The sequence below is a fragment of the Paenarthrobacter sp. UW852 genome, assembly GCF_024608385.1.
GTDB lineage: Bacteria > Actinomycetota > Actinomycetes > Actinomycetales > Micrococcaceae > Arthrobacter.
Genome location: NZ_JAMSGY010000012.1, coordinates 1 through 22,644 on the forward strand (window position 1 = coordinate 1; position 22,644 = coordinate 22,644).

The window sequence follows — 22,644 nt, forward strand, 5'->3', positions numbered from 1 at the left end:
GTCACTATTCCAAAGCAGTACCACCAGCCTTGACTGGATCGCTCCGGAGCAACTTTTCAAACTTACCCGATCAACCAGCACTTCGCAAATCAACGTTTCCGTGATTCCCGAACCAATCAACCGGCCCCACCCTACACAGGAACGCTAAAAAGCGAACCATTTTTCAGGCTGTTATCAAGGGGGTTCGGCCTCCGCGGCGTCCAGCACCAGGCTGTCTCACTCGCGGCGACTCAGAAGACATTACACGCCCACACGCCCCCACACAAATCACCCCCACCACCACAACAAACCCTTACAAACACAGGCCAAAACCCCCCAAACCACCCCCCCAACCACCAAAAACAACCACAAAACCGCAGGCGTGAACCCCGTCACAACACCCACCCACCCCACCACCCAACGCCAAACACCCAACCCAACCCACCGCCGGCGAACACCCCCAACCAGCCGAACATGAAAGAGCGTCAACACCAAACAGGCCGAACATGAAAGAGCGTCCGCCCCAAACCGGCGGAACATGAAAGAGCGTCGGTCTGAAACAGGCGGAACATGAGAGAGCGTCAGAAAGCCACGGGGCTTAAACACAAAAAGGCCGGCAACCACAACGGTTGCCGGCCCTTTTCGAGCTGGATTGCTGACTGGATTTAGGCCGAAACCTCAATCGTGGCCAGGTTCTTTTTCCCACGCCGCAGCAGCAAGTACCGGCCATGAAGCAGTTGGTCCTGGCCGATGACGGCGTCGGGATCCGAAACCTTGGCGTTGTTCACGTAGGCACCGCCTTCGCCCACGGTCCGACGGGCTGCGGACTTGCTGTCCGAGAGACCCGAGGCAACCAAGAGGTCGATGATCCCCAAACCGTCAGCGCCGATGGTTGCCGAGGGAAGCTCCGCAGTGGCGGCTTCCAGGGTGCGTTCGTCCAGAACCGTGAGGTCGCCGTTGCCAAAAAGTGCAGCCGAAGCGGCAATCACTTTCTCGGTCGCGTCTACACCGTGCACCAGCGAGGTGACTTCGTAGGCGAGTTTCTTCTGGCCTTCCCGGGCAAAGGGACGTTCCGCCACAGACTCCCCCAGCGCCTCAATCTCTGCACGCGAAAGGAACGTGAACACCTTGAGCCGGTCCACGACGTCGGCATCCGCAGTGTTCAACCAGAACTGGTAGAACGTGTACGGGCTGCACATTTCGGGATCGAGCCAGATGGCATTGCCCTCGCTCTTGCCGAACTTGGTGCCGTCCGAATTGGTGATGAGCGGCGTGCCCAGGGCATGCACGCTCTTGCCCTCCACCTTGCGGATGAGTTCCGTGCCGCTGGTGAGATTGCCCCACTGGTCCGAGCCGCCGGTCTGCAGGGCACAGCCGTAGTCGCGGAACAGCTGGAGGTAGTCCATGCCCTGCAGGATCTGGTAGCTGAATTCGGTGTAGCTGATGCCCTCGTCCGAGTTCAGCCGTGAGGCGACAGCGTCCTTGCGGAGCATGGTGCCCACACGGAAGTGCTTTCCAATTTCACGCAGGAAATCGATGGCGCTCAGTGGGGCGGTCCAATCAAGGTTATTGACCATCCGGGCCTGGTTTTCGCCCTCGAAGCTCAGGAAACGGCGGACCTGGCCCTGAAGGTAGCCGACCCACTCTGCAACGGTGTCCTTGGTGTTCAAGGTGCGTTCCGCCGTCGGGCGTGGGTCACCGATCAGGCCGGTGGATCCGCCCACCAGGCCGAGCGGCTTGTGTCCGGCCAACTGAAGGCGACGCATCACCAGCAACTGCACGAGGTTGCCAAGGTGCAGTGACGGTGCGGTGGGGTCGAAGCCACAGTAATACGTGATCGGGTCCCCGGCGAGCAGCTTTTCCAGTTCCGTTTCATCAGTGGAAACGTGGACAAGGCCGCGCCATTTGAGCTCCTGCCAGACGTTGGCAAAGGCGGGATCGTTGTGCTGGGACTCGAGGTTGTTTACGTGTGACACGAGATCTAAGTTAGCAGGATTGCAGCCCGTGAATTTCCTAGCGCTCGATGCCGGCTGGTACCGGAGCAGCGGCGATGAGGCGCAGGCGCTGCGTGGCACGGGTCATGGCCACGTAGAGGTCCCCCACCTTGCCGTGTTCATGGTTCAGCATGGCAGCCGGTTCCAGGACTACAACACCGTCGAATTCCAGGCCCTTTGCTTCCTTGGGGCTGATCACGACGATGTCCTGCTCGTAGCTTCCGGCACCCGTGCCGATACGCGTTCCATAGACCTTCCGCAGTGCAGCGGTGGCCTGGGGAAGCAGGGGCCCGTCGGCTATGACTGCCAGCAGACCGCCGTCGAGCGCTTCCACTTCCTCCGGCAGGACCTCAACCAGGCGCGGGACGATTCCGTCGGCCTCGACGTGATCGACAATGGGCGACCATTTGCCTTCGCGAACGGCTTTGGGGGCCGAGACCACAAGACCCGCCCGATTAGCCATCCGGACGGCAGCCTCGGCGATTTGCGACGGAGTGCGGTAGTTGACCGTGAGTTCTTCAAGCCTCCAGCGGTCACCGAACGACGGCGCCAGGGCACTTTGCCACGAATTGGCACCGGCCGCTGCGCTCGTCTGGGCGATGTCGCCCACGATGGTGAATGACTTGAGCGGGCAGCGCCGCACCAGGAGCCGCCACTGCATAGGTGAAAGCTCCTGGGCTTCGTCAACCACAATGTGGCCGAAGGCCCATGAACGGTCGCTGGTGGCACGCTCGGCTGCCGTGAGGCGGCCCTCGCGCTCCTGGTTTTGCTCGGCAAGCTCCTCTGCGGTCACCAGGACGTCCACGCCCATGGCTTCCATGTTGGCAAGGGTCTGCTTGGCGTTGGCAAGGTCGCGGGCACGATCTGCTTCCTGCTGGGCCAATCCCCTGCCGGCGGCTGGGTCCAATTCACCCAACAACTCGGCCGCTTCGTCCAGCAAAGGAACATCCGCTTCGGTCCACGGGGCGTCAACGGGCCGCTGCAGGAGTGCGCGCTGCTCCGGCGTAAGGTTCGGCGTGCAGGCCTCAAGGATGGCGGGCTTGCTGAACAGTTCGGAGATGAGTTTCTCCGGGGTCATCGGCATCCAGCAAAGATTCAAGGCGATACGGACGTCGCGTGCGGAGCGGACGTCTTCGGCGAGGTAAGCGCGGTCAGCATTGTTGCCGATGTTCGATTCTTCAACGAGGTCAGTCAACTGCTCGGTGAGCTCGCGAAGGAGGATCTTGACGAATGTGAGCCTGGCTTCGTTGTGCGGCTTGCCCGTTGCCCGCGCCTTTTCCCGGGCGCGCCGTACCTGGCGGACCGTCAGGGTGAGTTTCCGCGAATCAACTTCCAGGATGCGGTCTTCGGCGGGGGTCCGCTGCCGGTTGGCAACAGCGTTGGCAACAACTTTGGCCATGTCCAGCTTGCCCTTGAGGGCAGCAACGTCCGCGTCTTCCTCGGGAACGGCGTTGATGCCCGGCATCAGGCGACCCAGGCTGGCCATGACCACGCCGGTTTCACCCAGCGAGGGCAGCACGCGTTCGATGTAGTGCATGAACGACGACGACGGCCCGACCAGGAGGACACCGGCGCTCTTGAGGCGATCCCGATGCGTATACAGCAGGTAGGCAGCACGGTGCAGGGCGACGGCAGTCTTACCGGTACCCGGTCCGCCCTGAACCACAAGCGCTCCAGAAATGGAGGAACGGATGATCCTGTCCTGCTCCGACTGGATGGTACCTACGATGTCGGACATGCGGCCCGTGCGCTTGGAATTCAGCGCCGCCAGGAGGGCACCCTCACCTTGGAGGGACTCGTCGTCGGCCAGCAGGCCGGCGTCCAGGACGTCGTCTTCGATCGCCTTGACGTCCCGGCCCTGCAGGATCAGGTGCCGACGACGGCGCACACCTTGGCGATCGAAGGCGGTCGCCTGGTAGAAGTGGCCTGCCTCGGGAGCACGCCAGTCGACCATGAGCCGTTGAAGGTCGGCGGTGGACAGGCCGATGCGACCGATGTACTGGGCTTCTCCGGAGTCCAGATCCAGCCGGCCGAACACCAGGCGGTCGTCGACGGCGTCGAGCTGGGCCAGGCGGTCTTCGTACAGTGCCGCGAAGGCGTCACGTTCGGAAACGTTCTGCATGGTTCCCACTGCGCCGGTCTTGCGCACTTGCGCCAGCTGCTCGCGCTTTTCTGCGCGCAGCTCATCGAGCCGGGCGTACAGCCCAGCCACATATTCCTGCTCGTGGACCAAATCAGCGTCGTGCATCGAACCGTAACCCCTATCGCAAAAGACAGACCTGCCATTCTACAGCGATTTCGGTAAACGTGTGGGGTTGAAGTCACCTGGCGGATGACGTCAGGTAGCAGGCGTGCGGTTACGAGCCTTTGCTGCCTTGTAACGCGAGACCGTGGGATCATCCTCGATCCAGAAACGCCACGGATAGTCAGTGCTTCCTCCCGGCCCGGCAACCCCCACCCGCGGCCCGCTCGCCACCGCGGCCGCCGGGGTGCTGGGCAACCAGAGGCTGAACGGTTCCGCGAGCGCGTCACGTCCAGTGTCCGCCGTCGTAAGTCCCAACGCCGACGCGAGCCTGGCAGGTCCGCTGGCCAAGTCTTTGTGAGCCTTGGACGCCGGCCTCCGGAGGGCTGCCAGCCCTTCTCCTTCCACAATTTCGCCTGCCCGCAGGAGCAGCGCGGAAGCAGCGCCGTCGGGACCGCAGACGATGTTGGCACAGTAATGCATGCCGTAGGTGAAGTAGACGTACAGGAACCCGGCGGGGCCGAACATGGGTGCGTTCCGTGGCGTGGGGCCGCCAAAGGTGTGCGATCCGGGATCCGGGTGTTCCGAATCCCGTGGGCCCATGTACGCCTCCACCTCCGTAAGTCTGACCGAAACAGGACCGGCTTCGGAGTGGTGCGTCAGGACGGCGCCGAGGATCAGCGGAGCGATGGCACGCGGATCTCCCGCGAGGAATTCGCGGACCTCGGCTGGCTCGAGAAGGTAGTTCTCCACGGACTGGCTCATGCCCAGACCCTAGCAAAGTCGCCCGAACGGCCATGTCCGATTTCCGCTAGCAGTCGCCCAGTTCCGCTGGCAGGATGGAGCCATGGACTTCTGGCAGCGCTACAGGGCAATTGACGCCCGCGACATCCGGTTCGACGGTCAATTCTTTACTGCTGTCAGCTCCACCGGCATCTATTGCCGACCGTCGTGCCCCGCCCGGACGCCGAAGGCCGAAAACGTCACGTTCTATGAGACCTCGGCGGCAGCGCACGAGGCCGGCTACCGCGCGTGCAAACGCTGCCTCCCTGAGGCAGTCCCTGGAACGCCGGCGTGGAACATTCGCTCAGACATCGCCGGCCGGGCAATGCGGCTGATCAACGACGGCGTCATCACGCGCGAGGGCGTGGACGGCCTTGCCCACCGTCTGGGCTACTCGGCACGGCAGCTCAACCGCATCCTCAGCCAGGAACTGGGCGCCGGTCCACTCTCACTGGCCCGCGCAAGCAGGGCGCAGACAGCCAGGACGCTGCTGGTCTCCACTGACATGCGGCTCGCGGATGTGGCCTTTGCGTCCGGGTTCAACAGCGTGCGGCAATTCAACGACACGATCGGCGAAGTATTCGCGATGACCCCGACGGCGTTGCGCGCCACCGGCGCAAAGTCCGTGCACCGCTGGCGTGCTGGGACGTCGCCGGGCGGAGCTCCCGCGGCACTGACGCTGAACCTGCCCTACAGGGAACCGTTCGATCCCGGGATTTTCGACTTTCTGGCCGTTCGTGCCATTCCAGGCATCGAATATGCCAGCACCTCCGAGGACGGAACCAGGACCTATGGACGTACCCTGCGCCTCCCCCGAAGTACCGCGTCGTTCTCGGTTTCCTACAAGCCGTCCTCCCCCGCCAAGCTGTTGCAGCTCAACGTCAGCGCCGTAGACCTCCATGACCTCCCCACCCTGCTGAGCCGTGTCCGGAGGCTGTTCGACCTGGACGCTGATCCGCGGGCGATCGATGATGCCCTCGCAGCGGACCCCCGACTCGCGGCCAGCGTCACAACGATCCCCGGTATCCGGATGCCTGGAGCTGTCGACCCGGAGGAACTCCTGGTGAGGGCAATGATCGGTCAACAGATCACTGTGGCCGCCGCCCGCACCGCGCTGACCCAGCTCTCCGCGGCCGGCTCAACCATCGAAGGGGCCGGTCCGGGACTGGAGAGGCTGTTTCCGACGACGGCGGAACTCGCCGACAAGGGTCGGGTACTGCTTCGCGGGCCCCAGCGCCGGATCGACTCGATCATGGCCGCCAGTGAAGCCATGGCTACGGGAAACTCGATTTTGGGTACGGCGACGACTTTGAAAGCCTTGAACGCAAATTGCTCCCGCTCCCCGGCGTGGGGCCATGGACGGTTGGGTATGTTGCCATGCGTGTGCTGGGCGCCCCGGATGTCTTCCTTGCCAACGACGCCGCGGTGCGGAACGGATTGAAAGTCCTGCCGACTCGCTCGGGGCTCAGCACCGATTTCAGCGAAGTCAGCCCGTGGCGCTCCTACGCGACCATGCATCTGTGGCGGGCCGCAGCCAAGCGCCCTGTTTCAGCCTCCGGGAAGTGAGAGAGCGTCCGGCCCAAACGTCCGGGACGTGAGAGAGCGTCCGGCCCAAACGTCCGGGATGTGAGAGAGCGCCCGGCCCAAACGTCCGGGAAGTGAGAGAGCGCCCGGCCCAAACGTCCGGGAAGTGAGAGAGCGTCAGCGGTTAGCGGGTGGCTGGCTGGGCCGCGGGCCAGGGCAGGAGCTCGGGCAGCTCTACACCGTCAGCGGCTGCGGTGGCGCGCAGGCTTCCGAGGCTGGGTTCGCGGCCGGCGAGCCACGCGGCGATGTCCGTCAGCATTCCGGTGATGGCGATGGAGGTACTGCCACCGCCGATGCTGATTTGGGGAAGGCCCGTGGGTTGGAGTACCAGTTTGTACTCTCCCGGAACACGGGCCGCCAGGAACCCGATGAGGTGTTCGCAGAACGGCTGGCTCCACGTCTCTGGTCCGAAGCCCACGCCCAGGTCCGACGCATGGATGGTCAGTTCGCGCCACAGTGCCTGGCCGCCGTCGAACACTGTCCCGTCACGGTAGGTGATGGGAGCTTGCCAATCGTCGGGTTCCAAGGCATCGAACGACGCAACCGCGGACTCCACGGCCTTGGTGACTGACTCCGTGTGCTGGGCCAGGCTGTGTCCCGCCGCAAGTTCGATTGCCTTGTTACGGCCATCCATGCCGCCGTCGTACAGTTCGATCTTCTCGCCGCGCCGTGCGTAGTCGAGTTGGCGGGCCATCGCGTTGGCGATTCCGGTGATGTGCGCCAGCACGTGGCCGCGGGTCCAACCGGGGAGTTGGGATGGGCCAGCGACGGAGGCGTCGTCCAGTTTGGCGAGGAGGCGGGTGACGGTGCCGGCGGCTTTGTGAAGCTCTGCGGGCAACGCCCCAGGGGTGATCTGAGTCATAGCGCCATGCTAACGCACGCTTAAACACCTGTGGGACGGCACATGATGTGCCATCCCACAGGGGTGTTCAGGGTCCAGCTGTACTAGCCTGCGTAAGAACGGGCTGCCACCAGTTCCGCTTCCAGGGCCGCCAATTGGCGTTCGACGGCGGCTGGTGCCGTGCCGCCCTGGGAGTTGCGGCTGTTGAGCGAGCCTTCGGTGCTGAGCACGCTGCGAACCTCGGGAGTAAGGTGCTCCGAGATCGCCGCGTATTCCTCGTCCGTCAGGTCCCACAGCTCCACGCCACGGCTTTCGGCCCGCTTGACGGCAGCACCGGAGAGCTCGTGGGCTTCACGGAAGGGCACGCCCTGGCGGACCAGCCATTCTGCGATGTCCGTGGCCAGCGCAAAGCCCTGGGGAGCCAAGGATTCCATCCGCTCAGTGTTGAACTTCAGGGTCGCGATCATGCCGGACATGGCCGGGAGCAGCAGCTCCAGGGTGTCGGCAGCGTCGAACACAGGCTCCTTGTCCTCCTGAAGGTCACGGTTGTATGCAAGAGGCAAGCCCTTGAGCGTCGCCAGCAACCCGGTCAGGTTGCCGATGAGGCGGCCGGCCTTGCCACGTGCGAGCTCGGCAACGTCAGGGTTCTTCTTCTGCGGCATGATCGATGACCCGGTGGAGTACGAGTCGTGCAGCGTGACGAAGGAGAACTCCTTGGTGGCCCAGAAGATGACTTCCTCGGAGATCCGGGACAGGTCCACGCCGATCATGGAGCAGACCCAGGCGAACTCGGCGAAGACGTCGCGGGAAGCGGTGCCGTCGATCGAGTTGTGCACGGCCGAGAAGAACCCCAGGTCCGCGGCAACAGCCTCAGGGTCCAGGCCCAGCGAAGAACCCGCCAACGCACCCGAACCGTACGGCGAAACACCGGCCCGCTTGTCCCAGTCCTGGAGGCGCTGCACATCGCGCAGCAAAGCCCAGGCGTGGGCCAGCAAGTGATGGCTCAGAAGGACCGGCTGGGCGTGCTGCAGGTGTGTGCGGCCAGGCATGGCGACACCGTGGTGGGCCTTCGCCTGCTCAACGAGTGCGTCAACCGTGGCCAGAACTCCCTGGGCAATAATGCGCGCATGATCCCGAAGGAACATGCGGCCAAGGGTAGCCACCTGGTCGTTCCGCGAACGGCCGGCGCGAAGCTTGCCGCCCAACTGGGTGCCGGCACGCTCGATCAGCCCACGCTCCAGTGAACCGTGCACGTCCTCGTCGCTCTCAGCGGGAAGGTAGGCGCCACTGGCGACGTCCTCGTCCAGCTGGGTGAGGGCGGCGAGCATGCCTTCAAGCTCAGCGTCATCCAGCAGTCCGGCCTTGGCGAGCACGCGGGCGTGGGCCTTGGAACCGGCGATATCGTAGCGGGCCAGCCGCCAGTCAAAGTGCGTGGACTTGCTCAGTGCGGCCAGCGCATCTGCGGGGCCGCCGGCGAACCGGCCACCCCACAGTGCGCCTTCGTTTGTTGCCGACGTCATTACTCGCCCGCAACCCGCAGGTCACGGCCGGAGGCAACCTTGGAGGACATGCCCCACAGCTCGATGAAGCCGCGTGCCATGGACTGGTCGAAGGTGTCGCCGGTGTCGTAGGTGGCGAGGTCGAAGTCGTACAGCGACGTCTCGGAGCGGCGACCGTTGACGATGGCCTGGCCACCGTGCAGGACCATGCGGATGTCGCCGGAAACGTACTTCTGGGTGTCCTCGATGAACGCATCCAGGGAGCGCTTCAGCGGGGAGAACCACTGTCCGTCGTAGACCAACTCGGCCCAGCGCTGGCCAACGGTGGCCTTGAAGCGGGCCTGCTCGCGCTCGATGGTGATGTCTTCAAGGTGCTTGTGCGCGGTGATCAGCGCCATGGCACCCGGTGCTTCATAGATCTCGCGGGACTTGATGCCCACCAGGCGGTCCTCAACCACGTCGATCCGGCCGACGCCCTGGGCGCCTGCACGGCGGTTCAGTTCCTGGATTGCCTGCAGCGGGGTGACCTTCACGCCGTCGATCGCTACCGGCACGCCGGCCTGGAAGGAAATGGTGACCTCATCCGGTGCCGGCGGGAATTCAGGGGTTGCGGTGTAGTCGTAGATGTCCTTGGTGGGTGCGTTCCAGATGTCCTCGAGGTAACCGGTCTCGACGGCGCGTCCCCAGACGTTCTGGTCGATTGAGTACGGGTTCTTCTTGGTGGTCTCGATCGGCAGGCCCTTTTCCTCGGCGAAGGCAATGGCCTTGTCGCGGGTCAGCGCGAGGTCGCGGACGGGTGCGATGCACTTCAGGTCCGGGCCGAGGGTCTGGATGCCCACTTCGAAGCGGACCTGGTCGTTGCCCTTGCCGGTGCAGCCGTGGGCAACGGTGGTGGCGCCGAACTCGCGGGCAGCCTTCACGAGGTGCTTGACGATGACCGGACGCGAGATCGCCGAAACCAGCGGGTAGTGACCCTGGTAGAGGGCGTTCGCCTTCAGCGTGGGCATGGCGTACTCGTTGGCGAACTCGTCACGGGCATCAGCGACGTAAGCCTCGACGGCGCCGCAACCGAGGGCGCGCTGGCGGATGGTCTCCAGGGACTCGCCGCCCTGTCCAACGTCGACGGCCACAGCGATGACCTCGGCGCCGGTGGCTTCCCCGATCCAGCCAATGGCTACGGACGTATCAAGGCCACCGGAGTAGGCCAGAACAATGCGCTCAGTCACGAGAGTGCTCCTTTGTTGTTGCTTGGTTCATTCGAATCAATGCTGTGTGAATTAGATGCTGCTGAATCAATACTGTGTAAAGCAGTTAGTTGCCCGGGCCGGCTTCTTCGGCCATCCGCAGGAACCTGGCTGCCAGTTCTGCCCCGCCGTCGGGGTCCCGTGCGACCAGCAGCAAAGTGTCATCGCCTGCGATCGTACCCAATACGGACGGCATCACGGAGTGGTCGACGGCGAGTGCCAGGAAGTTCGCCGCGCCCGGAGGCGTGCGCAGGACGACGATGTTGCCGGACGCTTCCGCCGTCACCAGCAGTTCCCCGCAGAGCCTGGAGAGCCGTGCGTCCAGGATTTCCTGGGTGACCCCGCTCTTGGCATTGCGGTCGCCGCCTTCGCCCGGCACGGCGTAGACCAATGCGCCATCCTTTCCACGCACCCGCACGGCACCTAGTTCCACAAGGTCGCGGGACAGAGTGGCCTGGGTGACCTGGACGCCGTCGTCCGCCAACAGAGCTGCAAGCTCTGCCTGGGAACGCACGGACTCACCCGTCAGGATCGCGGTGATTCGCGCCTGGCGGGCAGTCTTGGTGGCCGGGCTTGCGCCCGGCACGGACGGATTGGTGGACACTAGAACGTGCTCTCCCCGGTGCCTTCAACCGGCGAAAGACCCTCGACGAAGGCAAGCCCCGAGCGGTGCATCAGCCACGCCATGAGCGCCTTCTGGGCGTGCAGGCGGTTCTCGGCCTCGTCCCACACGATCGACTGCGGGCCATCGATGACGCCGGCTGAAATCTCGTAGCCGCGGTAAGCAGGAAGGCAGTGAAGAACGACGGCGTCCGGAGCGGCTTGCGCCATGGCAGCTTCATCCACGGAGTAGTCGCGGAACAGCTGCAACCGGGCTTCCTTTTCGGCTTCCTGGCCCATGGAAACCCACGTGTCCGTCGCCACAACGTCGGCGCCGTTGAGTGCTTTGGCGGCGTCACTGGTGATCAGAACGGAACCACCGGTCTCCGCGGCGCGCTCCTCGGCTGCTGCGACGATTTCCGGAGCCGGCAGGTAGCCTTCGGGGCCGGAGATGCGGACGTGCATACCGGCGGTCACGCCGGCCAGCAGGTAGGAGTTGGCCATGTTGTTGGCCGCGTCCCCCAGGTAGGCCATGCTCAGTCCGGCCAGTTCGCCCTTGTGCTCCTTGACGGCCAGGAGGTCGGCCAGGAGCTGGCACGGGTGGTAGTCGTCGCAGAGTGCGTTGATGACGGGCACGCTGGAGTTCTCCGCCATTGCCACCAGGCCGGAATGGGCGCCGGTGCGCCACACGATGGTTGAGACCATGCGCTCCAGGACCTTCGCGGTGTCTTCCACGGATTCCTTGTGGCCAATCTGCGCTTCACCCGGGTTGATGATCAGGGCGTTGCCGCCCATGTCCGCAATTCCCGTGGCGAAGGAGACGCGCGTGCGGGTGGAGGTCTTGTCAAAGATCACGGCCACGGTCTTGCGGCCGTTGCCCTCAGCGGCGAAGGGCTGCACGCTGTACGGCGCTGCCTTCATCCTGACGGCGAGGTCCAGGACCTCGGCCTGCTCGGCAGGGCTCAGGTCCGTGTCCTTGAGGAAGTGGCGGGTGGTTAACGTGCTCACTGTGCGTCCTTAGCGGTTTGGGCGGTAGCCGTGGCGATCAAGGCGGGCAAAGCTGACAGGAATCGGTCGGCCTGCCCGGTGGTCAGGATCAGCGGAGGTGCGAGGCGGATGGTCCGCGGTCCCGGACTGTTGATGATGAAGCCGGCATCCAAAGCTGCCGTCACCATAGCGGGTGCGATGTCGGCGTTCACATCGAAGCCGATCAGCAGGCCCTCGCCGCGGACATCGGTGACCGCTTCCACCGCCGCCAAGCCCTGACGCAGGTACTCCCCCACAGCCTGGACGTTTTCCAGGACACCCTGGCTTTCGATCGCGTGCAGCGTGGCAAGCGCGGCGGCCGTGGCCACCGGGTTCCCACCGAAAGTGGTGCCGTGCTGTCCGGCGGTGAGCAGGGCCGACGTCGTACTTCCGAAAGTGATTAAGGCACCCACCGGGAAGCCGCCACCGAGGCCCTTGGCGAGCGTGACGGCGTCGGGCACGATGCCCGCATCCTCGCTGGCCAGCCACTTGCCGGTGCGGCCGATGCCGGTCTGGACCTCATCCAGGATGAGCAACGCCCCTGCGGCCGCGGTGGCCTCACGGGCCGCCTGCAGGTAGTCGGCGCTGAGGGGCCGGACGCCCGCTTCGCCCTGGATGGGTTCCAGGAAAACGGCTGCGGTGGAATCGTCGACGGCGGCACGCAACGCCTCGATGTCATCGAACGGAATGTGGACCACGCCACCGGGCAGTGGTTCGAACGGGGCGCGGTACGCTTCCTTGGCCGTGAGCGCCAAAGCGCCCATGGTGCGTCCGTGGAAAGCACCTTCGAGTGCGATGATCTTGGTGCGCTTGCCGTCGGAGTTGTTCCGGCGGGCGAGCTTGAACGCGGCCTCGTTGGCCTCCGTGCCGGAGTTCGCGAAGAACACCTTGGAACCCGCGGGAGCGTTGGAGATCGCCAGGAGCTTCTCGGCGAGCGCGATCTGCGTTGGGCTTGTAAAAAAGTTGGACACATGGCCAAGAGTGGCGAGCTGGCTTGAAATGACCGACGTGACGAACGGGTGGGCGTGGCCCAGCGCGTTGACGGCGATGCCGCCGAGGAGGTCAAGGTATTCCTTGCCGTCAGCGTCCCATACCAAGCAACCGGAGCCGCGCACCAGGACACGCTGCGGGGTGCCGAAGACGCCCATGAGCGAGGACGAGTAACGGGCAAGCCAGTCAGCTCCCGAGCTCTGGGTAACGAGGGTGGTTGCGGCAGCCTCCGCAGCGATGGGGGCCCCGCCCGCTTCGCGGTGCCCGACCACACCCGGCCCCCCATCGCTGCTGCGGCTTTCGGCGGAATGGCTCAGTTCGGTACTCATGCGTTCACTTCCTCGTCGGGGACAACCTGGGTGCCGATACCCGCTGTCGTGAAGGTTTCCAGCAACATCGAGTGGGCCAGGCGGCCGTCCACGATGTGGGCGCGTTGCACGCCTTCGTCGATTGCTTTGAGGCAGGCGGCCATTTTAGGGATCATTCCGGACTCCAGGCGAGGCAGCATGTCACGGAGCTCGGTGGCGGTCAGCGAGGAGATCAGCGAGGACTTGTCCGGCCAGTTGGCGTAGAGGCCCTCGACGTCGGTCAGGATGACGAGCTTGGTAGCGCCCAGTGCGGAAGCAACGGCTGCGGCGGCGGTGTCCGCGTTGACGTTGAGCACCTGGCCGGTGGTGGAGCCGGTACCGTCTCCCGTGTCCAGGATTTCGGGAGCGACGGTCGAAATCACGGGGATGCGACCGGCGTCGAGGATGTCCTTGATACCTGCGGGATCAACGCCGACAACCTCGCCCACCAGGCCGAGGTCCACTTCCTCACCGTCAACAACAGTGCCGGTGCGCACGGCGCGCAAAAGGCCGCCGTCCTCGCCGGACATGCCCACGGCGTACGGTCCGTGGGAGTTGATGAGGCCGACGAGTTCGCGGCCTACCTGGCCGGTGAGGACCATGCGGACTACGTCCATGGCCTCGGGCGTGGTGACCCGGAGGCCTCCCTTGAACTCGGATTCAATGCCGAGCCGGCTGAGCATGGAGTTGATTTGGGGGCCGCCGCCGTGAACCACCACGGGGTGGATGCCCACGTGGTGGAGGAACACGATGTCCTCAGCGAAGGCACGGCGCAGCTCGTCATTGACCATGGCGTTTCCGCCATACTTGATCACCATGGTGGTCCCGGCGAAGCGTTGGATCCACGGCAACGCCTCGATCAGTGTCCCGGCCTTGTCCTGGGCGTCGCTCATTGACGTGGTCTCCCGAGTGTGCGCAGTCATCGTTTTCCGCTCAGCTTGAGTAGGCGCTGTTCTCATGCACGTAATCGTGCGTGAGGTCATTGGTCCAGATTGTCGCCTCGGCGTCGCCGGCCTGCAGGTCGATTTCGACCAGCACTTCGCGCGGCTCAAGGTCCACCAGGTTGCGGTCCTCGCCGATGCTGCCGTTGCGGCAGATCTGGACGCCGTTCATGGCGACGTTGAGTTGATCGGCTTCGAACACGGCGTCCGTTGTTCCCACAGCGGAGAGGACACGGCCCCAGTTGGGGTCCTTGCCAAAGATGGCGGCCTTGAAAAGGTTGGACCGGGCAACGGACCGGCTGACGGTTTCGGCGTCCCGTTCGCTGGCAGCGTTGAAGGTGCGGATGGCGATGTCGTGGCTGGCGCCCTCGGCGTCGCCGATGAGCTTGCGGGCCAGTTCGGCGCAGACCCGAGTCACGGCTTCGCTCAACTGCTCGGTGGAAGGCAGGGCTTCGGAGGCCCCGGATGCCAGCAGCACCACAGTGTCGTTCGTGGACATACAGCCGTCCGAGTCGGCACGGTCAAAGGTGACGCGCGTTGCGTCGCGGAGGACGACGTCGAGCTCGTCAGCAGGCACCTCGGCGTCCGTAGTCAGGACCACCAGCATGGTGGCCAAGCCTGGTGCCAACATGCCGGCACCCTTGGCAATGCCACCCACGGTGAACTGCTTGCCTTCAGCATCGGTTCCCGTGAAAACCGCTTCCTTGGAAACGCTGTCCGTGGTCATGATGGCCGTGGCCGCAGCGGGACCGCCGTCCTCGCTGAGCTCCTTGGCGGCCGCTTCGACGCCCGGGAGGATTTTGTCCATGGGCAGTTGCTCGCCGATCAGGCCAGTAGAGCAAACCACGACGTCGGAAGCTGAGACTCCCAGCACGTCAGCCACTTTCTCCGCGGTTGCGTGGGTGTTCTGGAAACCCTGCGGTCCGGTGCAGGCGTTGGCACCCCCGGAGTTCAGAACGACGGCGTCCACACGGCCGTCGCTGACCACCTGGCGGGACCAGTGCACGGGAGCGGCCGCTACGCGGTTGGAGGTGAACACAGCAGCGGCTGCCTTCGACGGTCCGTCGTTGACGACCAGGGCGAGGTCCGGGTTGCCTGATGCCTTGATGCCGGCTGTGACGCCAGCGGCGCGGAATCCCTTGGGGGCGGTAATGGTCACGGTGCTACTCCCTGCAGGTTCAGGCCGGCGGTTTCATCCAGGCCGAGGGCAATGTTCATGGACTGCACGGCGCCGCCGGCGGTCCCCTTGGTGAGATTGTCGATAGCGCAGGTCACGATCACGCGGCCTGTGTGCTGGTCAAACGCCAGTTGCATGACGGCATGGTTGGAACCCTGCACCGATTTGGTGGTGGGCCACTGGCCCTCTGGCAGCAGGTGGACGAACGGCTCGTCGTCGTAGGCATCTGCCCATGCCTGCCGGAGTTCGGCGTACGTCACGCCGTGCCCGGCCTTTGCTGTCGCCGTCGTGAGGATGCCCCTGCTCATCGGGGCGAGGGTGGGCGTGAAGGACACCGTGACCGGCTCGCCCGCGGCAGCATTGGACAGGCCCTGTTCGATTTCCGGCGTGTGGCGATGACCGCCGCCCACGCCATACGGGCTCATGGAACCCATGACTTCACTGCCAATGAGGTTGACTTTGGCTGCCTTGCCGGCGCCCGAGGTGCCTGAGGCGGCGACAATGACGACGTCGTCCGTCAGGAGGAGATTTTTGGCAAACCCGGGCGTCAAGGCGAGCAGGGCCGACGTCGGGTAGCAGCCCGGGACTGCGATGCGGGTGGCGCCCTTGAGCGCCTCACGCTGCCCCGGCAGTTCCGGCAGGCCGTAAGGCCAGGTGCCCGCGTGGTCCGAGCCGTAGAACTTTTCCCACGCCGCGGCGTCCTGGAGGCGGTGGTCCGCGCCGGCGTCGATCACTACGGTGCCTTCGGGCAACTGGGCTGCGATCTCTGCGGAAGCGCCATGGGGAAGGGCCAGGAACACCACATCGTGGCCGGACAGGTTTTCCACCGTGGTGTCTTCAAGGATCCGGCTGGCCAAACCATGGAGATGCGGCTGCAACTCCCCTAGTCTGGAACCGGCGTTGCTGTGCGCCGTGATCGCACCGATGGTGACGTTCGGATGGCCCGCGAGCAAGCGCAGCACTTCTCCCCCGGCGTAGCCGCTGGCACCGGAGACGGCAACAGAAATAGTCATGACTCCACTATACAGCAAGAATATTCATGCTGTCCGATATTTATGCATGCCTAATGTGAGCTGTCACATTTGTTAGGACATTGCGCGTATGCTTAGTGGAGGGTGATCCAGACCGTGCAGTCCGAACGTCGGCTGCAGCGTTGCCCGTTAGTGATACGGGGCATATAAATGGCACCCACGTCCACCGCTGAGCGCCCCAAAGCACGCGCAATTCAGCCAAATCCCGTCGTTCAGAGCTACTCAGAGCTCCTCAAGAGCGTCAAGTCCGCAGGACTCCTCGAGCGCCGCAGCGGCTTCTATATCTGGGTTTTCGTAGCCCTGATACTGCTCATGGCCGGCACCTGGCTCGGCTTCGCCCTCATTGGCGAATCCTGGTACCAGCTCCTCATTGCCGCGGCCGTCGGCATTCTCTGCACGCAGTTGAGCTTCCTGGCCCACGAAGCCGGACACAAGCAGATCTTTGCCTCACGCCGCGCCAACGATTGGTCGGCGCGTCTCCTGGCCACTGGCGTTGCGGGCATCAGCTACTCATGGTGGGAACAGAAACACGGCGCCCACCACAATCACCCCAACGTCATTTCCAAGGACCCCGACATCCGGAACAACGCATTGGTGTTCTACGAGGACGCCGCGGCCGAGCGCAAGGGCCGCCTGGCATTCCTCACGCGCCGGCAAGGCTGGTTCTTCTTCCCGCTGTTGACCTTGCTTGGCCTGAGCCTGCAGTTCGATTCCATCCGCTTTGTCTTCGGCAAGCAGAAGGTCCGGCACCGCTGGGTGGAAACCCCCATCCTCGTGGCACGCCTGACGGCGTTGCCGGTGCTGGCTTTCACCTTCCTGCCCATCGGAATGGCGTTCGCTTTCCTGGGCGTCCAGATCATGGTTTACGGCTTCTACATGGGCGCATCCTTCGCCCCCAACCACAAGGGCATGCCCGTGCTTCCCAAGGACAGCCGCGTGGACTTCCTTAACCGCCAGATCCTGACCTCCCGCAACATCTCCGGCGGTCGCTTCATGGACTTCCTCTTGGGCGGACTCAACCGGCAGGTAGAGCACCACTTGTTCCCGGACATGGCACGTCCGCACCTTCACAAGGCCGCCGGCATCGTGAAGGAATTCTGCGCCAAGCACTCGATCCCCTACACCGAAACCACGCTCATGCAGTCGTACGGGATCGTGGTCAGCTACCTCAACGAGGTGGGCCTCGCAGCAGGCCGCGGCTTCGACTGTCCCGTGGCTTCGACGCACGGACGCCGCTAGCCGTTCGACAATGGAGGCCCCAACCTCCCTAGGATGGATTCTGAAACCGGGCACCGGAAGGACCGCCCCGGAGTGAGGAGCCACCATGACGCACGCCATTGTCGCAAAGCAGCCCGGAGGACCTGAAGTCCTCGAATACGCCTCCGTGGAAGCACCAGCCCCCGGTCCCGGCCAGTTGCTGATCAAAGTCGCAGCTGCCGGGGTGAACTTCATCGAAACCTATCAGCGCAACGGAACCTACAAGGTTGACTACCCCTTCACCCCCGGCGCAGAAGCCGCCGGCACGGTGGAGGCGGTGGGTGAGGGCGTGGAGGACATTGCCGTTGGCGACCGTATTGCCACGGCTGAAGGGTCCCGCACCTACGCCGACTACACTCTCGTGGATGCAGCGAAAGCGCTTCCGGTTCCGGACGGCGTCGACGACCACACTGCAGCTGCCCTTCCGCTGCAAGGGATCACAGCGCATTACCTGATGAACTCCTCCTTCCGGGTGGAGCCGGGACACACCGTCCTGCTGCACGCGGGGGCCGGAGGCGTTGGCCTCCTGCTGACCCAGCTGTTGAAGGCCCGCGGGGCACGCGTGCTTACCACCGTCTCCTCCGACGAAAAGGCCGAGCTGTCCAGGCTGGCCGGAGCTGACGAGGTCCTCCGCTACGACGGTTTCGCCCACAAGGTCCGTGAACTGACCGACGGCGAAGGTGTCAACGTGGTGTACGACGGCGTCGGTAAAGACACCTTTGACGAATCCCTCAAAAGCCTGCGCATCCGGGGAGCCATGGTGCTCTTTGGTGCCGCTTCCGGGCCGGTGCCGCCATTCGATCCCCAGCGCCTGAACGCCGGAGGCTCCTTGACCTTGACCAGGCCAACCATGGCCCACTTCGTGCAGAATACACACGAGCGCCGGTGGCGCTCGGCCGAGATTTTCGACGCCGCCGCCAACGGAACGCTCTCGGTCAGGGTCGGCGCAACCTACCCCTTGGCCGAAGCTGCCCAGGCCCACCGTGACCTGGAAGGCCGCCGGACCACCGGCAAAGTCCTGCTTCTGCCGTAACTCCAAAGCCCGGCTCCCGAACAACTGGCGACCTACAGGCAAACAATGGTGCAAGAAAATGTGACGAAGAGGAAACGTCAGACACCTTTTGTTCACCTTTCTGCGCAAAGCTAGGCCTGTGAGCACAGAACATCCCGTGGGGGCCGGGCCGGCACCCGCCCTGACCACCTACCGCCCCCAGTTTCCGGGCGGCACCGCTGCGCCAGCCGAGCGCACGCTGGTGGACATCCTGGAAGAGACCACAGCGTCCTTCCCCGAGGCTTCGGCTTTGGATGACGGGCAAAAATCACTCAGCTACACCGAACTCCTCAGGGCGGTCAGGGCCTTCGCCCCACGATTGAACGCTGCGGGCCTGGGTCGTGGTGACAAGATCGGCATCCGCATCCCTTCCGGCACCAACGAGTTGTATATCGCCGTCCTCGGAATCCTCATGGCCGGCGCCGCGTACGTTCCGGTTGATGCCGACGATCCCGAGGAACGGGCACGCCTGGTGTTCGGGGAAGCCAAGGTTGCCGCGGTGGTTGGGGCGGGACTTGATATCCGAGCCGCCGGTGCCGCACGCGAGCCTGTATCGGAACCTTCAAAACCGGGGCTGGATGACGACTCCTGGATCATCTTCACCTCGGGATCCACTGGTACGCCCAAGGGTGTTGCAGTTAAACATCGATCTTCCGCCGCCTTCGTTGACGCTGAAGCACGGATTTTCCTTCAAGCCGATCCCATCGGTCCCCAGGACAGAGTGCTGGCGGGCCTGTCGGTAGCCTTCGATGCTTCCTGCGAAGAGATGTGGCTCGCCTGGCGCCACGGTGCCTGCCTCGTCCCGGCTCCGCGGGCGTTGGTGCGGACCGGCATGGACCTGGGTCCCTGGCTGATCAACCACGGCATCACCGTGGTTTCCACGGTGCCCACCCTTGCTGCGTTGTGGCCGGCAGAGTCCCTCGAAAACGTCCGCCTCCTCATCTTCGGCGGCGAGGCATGCCCGCCGGAGCTGGCCGAACGGCTCGCCGTCGATGGCCGCGAAGTATGGAACACTTACGGACCCACCGAGGCCACCGTCGTCGCCTGCGCCGCACCGTTGGGCGGACCCGGCCCGGTTCGGATCGGGCTGCCGTTGGACGGCTGGGACCTCGCCGTCGTCGATTCTGATGGTGTCCCGGTCGCGGAAGGCGGGATCGGTGAACTGATCATCGGCGGCGTCGGCCTGGCACGCTATCTCGACCCCGCCAAGGATGCCGAGAAGTATGCACCCATGGCCACGCTGGCTTGGGACCGTGCCTACCGTTCCGGGGACCTCGTCCGCTTCGAACCGGAGGGCCTGATCTTCATGGGTCGCGCCGACGAACAGGTCAAGCTGGGTGGACGGCGCATCGAACTGGGCGAGGTGGACGCGGCGCTGCAGGCACTCCCGGGAGTTGCCGGCGCTGCCGCCGCAGTTCAGACCACTGCTGCCGGCAACCAGATCCTGGTGGGCTATCTCGCCCCCGTCGACGGCCACGAGCTAAATCTGGAGCAGGCCCGCCGCCTGCTGGGCGAAAGCCTTCCGGCAGCATTGATCCCCCTGCTCACCGTGGTGGATTCGCTGCCCACCAAGACCAGCGGAAAGGTGGACCGGCATGCCCTCCCCTGGCCGCTTGCGGGAACCAGCGCTGCTGAGGCCAACAACGCGCCCCTGAACCTACCCGACGACGCCCGTTGGGTGGTGGACCAGTGGGAGTCGGTGCTGGGCAGTCCCGTGAGCTCCCTCGACGCGGATTTCTTCGCCTACGGCGGCGGGTCCTTGGCCGCAGCCCAGCTCGTCTCTGCCCTCCGGGTCCGGTACCCCACCATCACTGTCGCTGACATCTACGCGACCCCGCGTGTCGGCGCCCTGATCGATGCCGCCCGGCAATCACTGCCCGACGGCGGTACGGCAGGTCCGCCTGTCGAGCGCACCGTGCGTCCCACAGCCTTGAAGTCGCAGATCTTCCAGGTCCTCATGGGCGTGCCCCTTCACATCCTGGTGGGAATGCGTTGGCTCACCTACCTGATGGCCGCGAACAGGTTACTGGCAGACTTTGCCGGATTCGCCGCAGCTCCTGTGGTGTCCTGGTGGTGGATCGCGGCATCCTGGCTGGTCTTCGTCAGCCCGCTGGGCCGTATGACCATTTCGGTAATAGCGGCACGCGTGCTGCTCGGCAAGATCGAGCCTGGCACCTACCCCAGGTCCGGCAAAACCCACCTTCGGTTGTGGCTCGCCGAACAAATACAAGACCTCTCCGGGGCCATCGGCCTCGCCAGCGCCCCATTTGTCCCCTACTACGCGCGCGCCCTGGGTGCCAGGATCGGCCGGGATGTGCACCTGCATTCCCTGCCGCCCGTCACAGGTTTGCTGTCATTGGGCAGCGGCGCCAACATCGAGCCGGAAGTCGATCTTTCCGGATGGTGGGTGGATGGCGACTCGGTGCACATCGGCCAGATACACGTGGGAGCCGGCGCCGTCGTCGGTGCACGAAGCACCCTCATGCCCGGCGCCACCATTGGTGCGGGCGCACACGTCGACGCCGGATCCGCAGTGCTGGGCAAAGTGAAGGCCGGGCACTTCGTGGCTGGATCCCCGGCCGAACGACGCGGCAAGGCAAAGCACGACTGGCCTGAGTCGTCGGGCCATCCTTCCGCTGTGGACCGGCTATGGTTCACAGCCTTTGCCAGCGCTTCGGCGCTTCTGGCCCTGATCCCGTACATCTCCGCCTTCGCTGCTGCGATGGTCTTTATGGCGTTCATCCAAGGCCACGATTCGTTGGAGACCGCACTCCCCCAGATAGCCCTGGCACTCCCACTGGCGGCGTTGGCGTGGTTCTTCGGGAACCTGGTCCTCATCCTCGTTGTTGCCCGGCTCCTTGGCCTCGGACTCAAAGAGGGGTATTACCGTGTCCGCAGCCGGATCGGCTGGCAGGTGTGGGCCACGGAACGTCTGCTGGACATGGCACGTGACCTCCTCTTCCCCGTCTATGCCAGCCTGTTCACGCCTGTTTGGCTGCGCTTGCTCGGAGCCAAGGTGGGCAAGAACGTGGAAGCCTCCACGGTGCTGCTGGTGCCCAGGATGACGACCATCGGCGACGGCGCGTTCCTGGCTGACGACACCATGGTGGCGTCCTACGAACTGGGCGGTGGTTGGATGAAAATCGCTCCGGCCAAGATCGGAAAGCGGTCATTCCTCGGTAACTCCGGCATGACGGCCGCCGGGCGGAATGTACCAAAGAATTCCCTCGTGGCCGTCCTGTCGGCCACCCCTGCCAAGGCGAAGTCGGGCACGTCGTGGCTGGGCAGTCCCCCGGTCAGGTTGCGCCGCACCGCCGTCGACGCCGACCAGACACGGACATTCCAGCCGCCCCTTAAGCTCAAAATCGCGCGTGCACTGTGGGAATTGTGCCGTTTGGTTCCTGTCATCCTGACTGTTGCCATCGCCGCCGGCGTCATGCTGGTCCTCGATTGGCTGGCCCGTGGATGGGGCTACTGGATCGCGGCGATCCTCGGCGGCGTCGTGATGTTGGCAGCCGGAGGCGTCGCAGCACTCAGCGCCATCGTCGCCAAGTGGGTCCTGGTGGGAACCATTCGCGCCGGCGAGCACCCCCTGTGGAGTTCGTTTATTTGGCGCAACGAGGTTGTGGATACGTTTATCGAAATGGTCAGTGCGCCGTGGTTCGCCAGGTCCGCTGCGGGCACGCCCGCCCTGGTGTGGTGGCTGCGCGGGCTCGGCGCCACGATCGGCCGCGGTACCTGGTGTGAAAGCTACTGGCTCCCCGAAGCCGACCTCGTGACACTTGGCGAGAACTCCACCGTCAACCGCGGCTGCGTGGTCCAGACACATCTGTTCCACGACCGCGTCATGAGCCTGGACAGCGTGACGCTCGGGAACGGAGCCACCATGGGCCCCCACGGCGTCATCCTCCCTGCGGCCAGCATCGGCGACGGTGGAACCGTAGGTCCGGCGTCGTTGGTCATGCGTGGCGAAACTGTCCCAGCCGGGACGTACTGGATGGGCAACCCGGTGAGCCCATGGGTGGGTCCGTCTGCACAAGCGCCCCGTCTCAAGTAGA

Annotated in this window: 15 protein-coding genes and 1 pseudogene; 4 read left to right on the forward strand and 12 right to left on the reverse strand. The window is 64.6% G+C overall.

The genetic code is table 11. The annotated features are described in order from the left end of the window. Window positions 1-644 precede the first annotated feature (644 nt). The 3 genes from tyrS to NEK97_RS17760 form a co-directional block, all read right to left on the reverse strand. Entirely contained in the window at window positions 645-1,955 is a 1,311-nt protein-coding gene (tyrS, locus tag NEK97_RS17750) for a tyrosine--tRNA ligase (RefSeq protein ID WP_257371065.1), read from the reverse strand. Between the two features lie 37 nt (window positions 1,956-1,992). Next, the gene (locus NEK97_RS17755; RefSeq protein ID WP_257371066.1) at window positions 1,993-4,221 is read right to left on the reverse strand and encodes an ATP-binding domain-containing protein; all 2,229 of its coding nucleotides are present in this window, start codon (window positions 4,219-4,221) and stop codon (window positions 1,993-1,995) included. 90 nt (window positions 4,222-4,311) lie between these two features. Then, on the reverse strand, window positions 4,312-4,980 hold the full coding sequence (locus NEK97_RS17760) for a DNA-3-methyladenine glycosylase (RefSeq protein ID WP_257371067.1): 669 nt from the start codon (window positions 4,978-4,980) through the stop codon (window positions 4,312-4,314). Window positions 4,981-5,062: 82 nt separating this feature from the next. Between NEK97_RS17760 and NEK97_RS17765 the strand changes: the two are divergent. Further along, window positions 5,063-6,628 (forward strand): annotated as a pseudogene (locus NEK97_RS17765) (DNA-3-methyladenine glycosylase 2 family protein). A gap of 78 nt (window positions 6,629-6,706) precedes the next feature. Here NEK97_RS17765 and NEK97_RS17770 read toward each other — a convergent pair. The 9 genes from NEK97_RS17770 to argC all read right to left on the reverse strand — a co-directional run bounded on the left by NEK97_RS17770 (window position 6,707) and on the right by argC (window position 16,260). Next, window positions 6,707-7,444, reverse strand: a complete 738-nt coding sequence (locus NEK97_RS17770) for a maleylpyruvate isomerase family mycothiol-dependent enzyme (protein WP_257371068.1) — start codon at window positions 7,442-7,444, stop codon at window positions 6,707-6,709. Window positions 7,445-7,527: 83 nt separating this feature from the next. Beyond that, complete coding sequence (gene argH, locus NEK97_RS17775) at window positions 7,528-8,943, reverse strand: argininosuccinate lyase (protein WP_257371069.1); 1,416 nt, start codon at window positions 8,941-8,943, stop codon at window positions 7,528-7,530. Beyond that, entirely contained in the window at window positions 8,943-10,148 is a 1,206-nt protein-coding gene (locus NEK97_RS17780; protein ID WP_211711897.1) for an argininosuccinate synthase, read from the reverse strand. The genes argH and NEK97_RS17780 overlap by 1 nt, the downstream gene beginning before the upstream one ends. 85 nt (window positions 10,149-10,233) lie before the next feature. Then, on the reverse strand, window positions 10,234-10,770 hold the full coding sequence (locus NEK97_RS17785) for an arginine repressor (RefSeq protein ID WP_235521873.1): 537 nt from the start codon (window positions 10,768-10,770) through the stop codon (window positions 10,234-10,236). Then, window positions 10,770-11,774: an ornithine carbamoyltransferase gene (argF, locus tag NEK97_RS17790; protein ID WP_257371073.1), complete on the reverse strand. Its 1,005-nt coding sequence runs from the start codon at window positions 11,772-11,774 to the stop codon at window positions 10,770-10,772. The genes NEK97_RS17785 and argF overlap by 1 nt, the downstream gene beginning before the upstream one ends. Further along, the gene (locus NEK97_RS17795; RefSeq protein ID WP_257371074.1) at window positions 11,771-13,111 is read right to left on the reverse strand and encodes an acetylornithine transaminase; all 1,341 of its coding nucleotides are present in this window, start codon (window positions 13,109-13,111) and stop codon (window positions 11,771-11,773) included. The genes argF and NEK97_RS17795 overlap by 4 nt, the downstream gene beginning before the upstream one ends. Beyond that, on the reverse strand, window positions 13,108-14,052 hold the full coding sequence (gene argB, locus NEK97_RS17800; protein ID WP_257371075.1) for an acetylglutamate kinase: 945 nt from the start codon (window positions 14,050-14,052) through the stop codon (window positions 13,108-13,110). The genes NEK97_RS17795 and argB overlap by 4 nt, the downstream gene beginning before the upstream one ends. Before the next feature lie 10 nt (window positions 14,053-14,062). After that, on the reverse strand, window positions 14,063-15,229 hold the full coding sequence (gene argJ, locus NEK97_RS17805; RefSeq protein WP_257371076.1) for a bifunctional glutamate N-acetyltransferase/amino-acid acetyltransferase ArgJ: 1,167 nt from the start codon (window positions 15,227-15,229) through the stop codon (window positions 14,063-14,065). Beyond that, window positions 15,226-16,260 (reverse strand): N-acetyl-gamma-glutamyl-phosphate reductase, encoded by a 1,035-nt coding sequence (argC, locus tag NEK97_RS17810; RefSeq protein WP_257371077.1) that lies wholly within the window; start codon window positions 16,258-16,260, stop codon window positions 15,226-15,228. The genes argJ and argC overlap by 4 nt, the downstream gene beginning before the upstream one ends. A 168-nt stretch (window positions 16,261-16,428) precedes the next feature. Here argC and NEK97_RS17815 point away from each other — a divergent pair, with 168 nt between their 5' ends. The 3 genes from NEK97_RS17815 (at window position 16,429) to NEK97_RS17825 (ending at window position 22,643) form a co-directional block, all read left to right on the forward strand. After that, window positions 16,429-17,517 (forward strand): acyl-CoA desaturase, encoded by a 1,089-nt coding sequence (locus NEK97_RS17815; protein WP_235521867.1) that lies wholly within the window; start codon window positions 16,429-16,431, stop codon window positions 17,515-17,517. Between the two features lie 85 nt (window positions 17,518-17,602). Further along, window positions 17,603-18,568 carry a quinone oxidoreductase gene (locus NEK97_RS17820; RefSeq protein ID WP_257371078.1) on the forward strand — a complete coding sequence of 322 codons (966 nt, stop codon included), beginning with the start codon at window positions 17,603-17,605 and terminating at the stop codon, window positions 18,566-18,568. A 118-nt stretch (window positions 18,569-18,686) separates the two neighbouring features. Then, window positions 18,687-22,643 (forward strand): Pls/PosA family non-ribosomal peptide synthetase, encoded by a 3,957-nt coding sequence (locus NEK97_RS17825; protein ID WP_257371079.1) that lies wholly within the window; start codon window positions 18,687-18,689, stop codon window positions 22,641-22,643. The last annotated feature ends 1 nt before the right edge of the window (window position 22,644 follow it).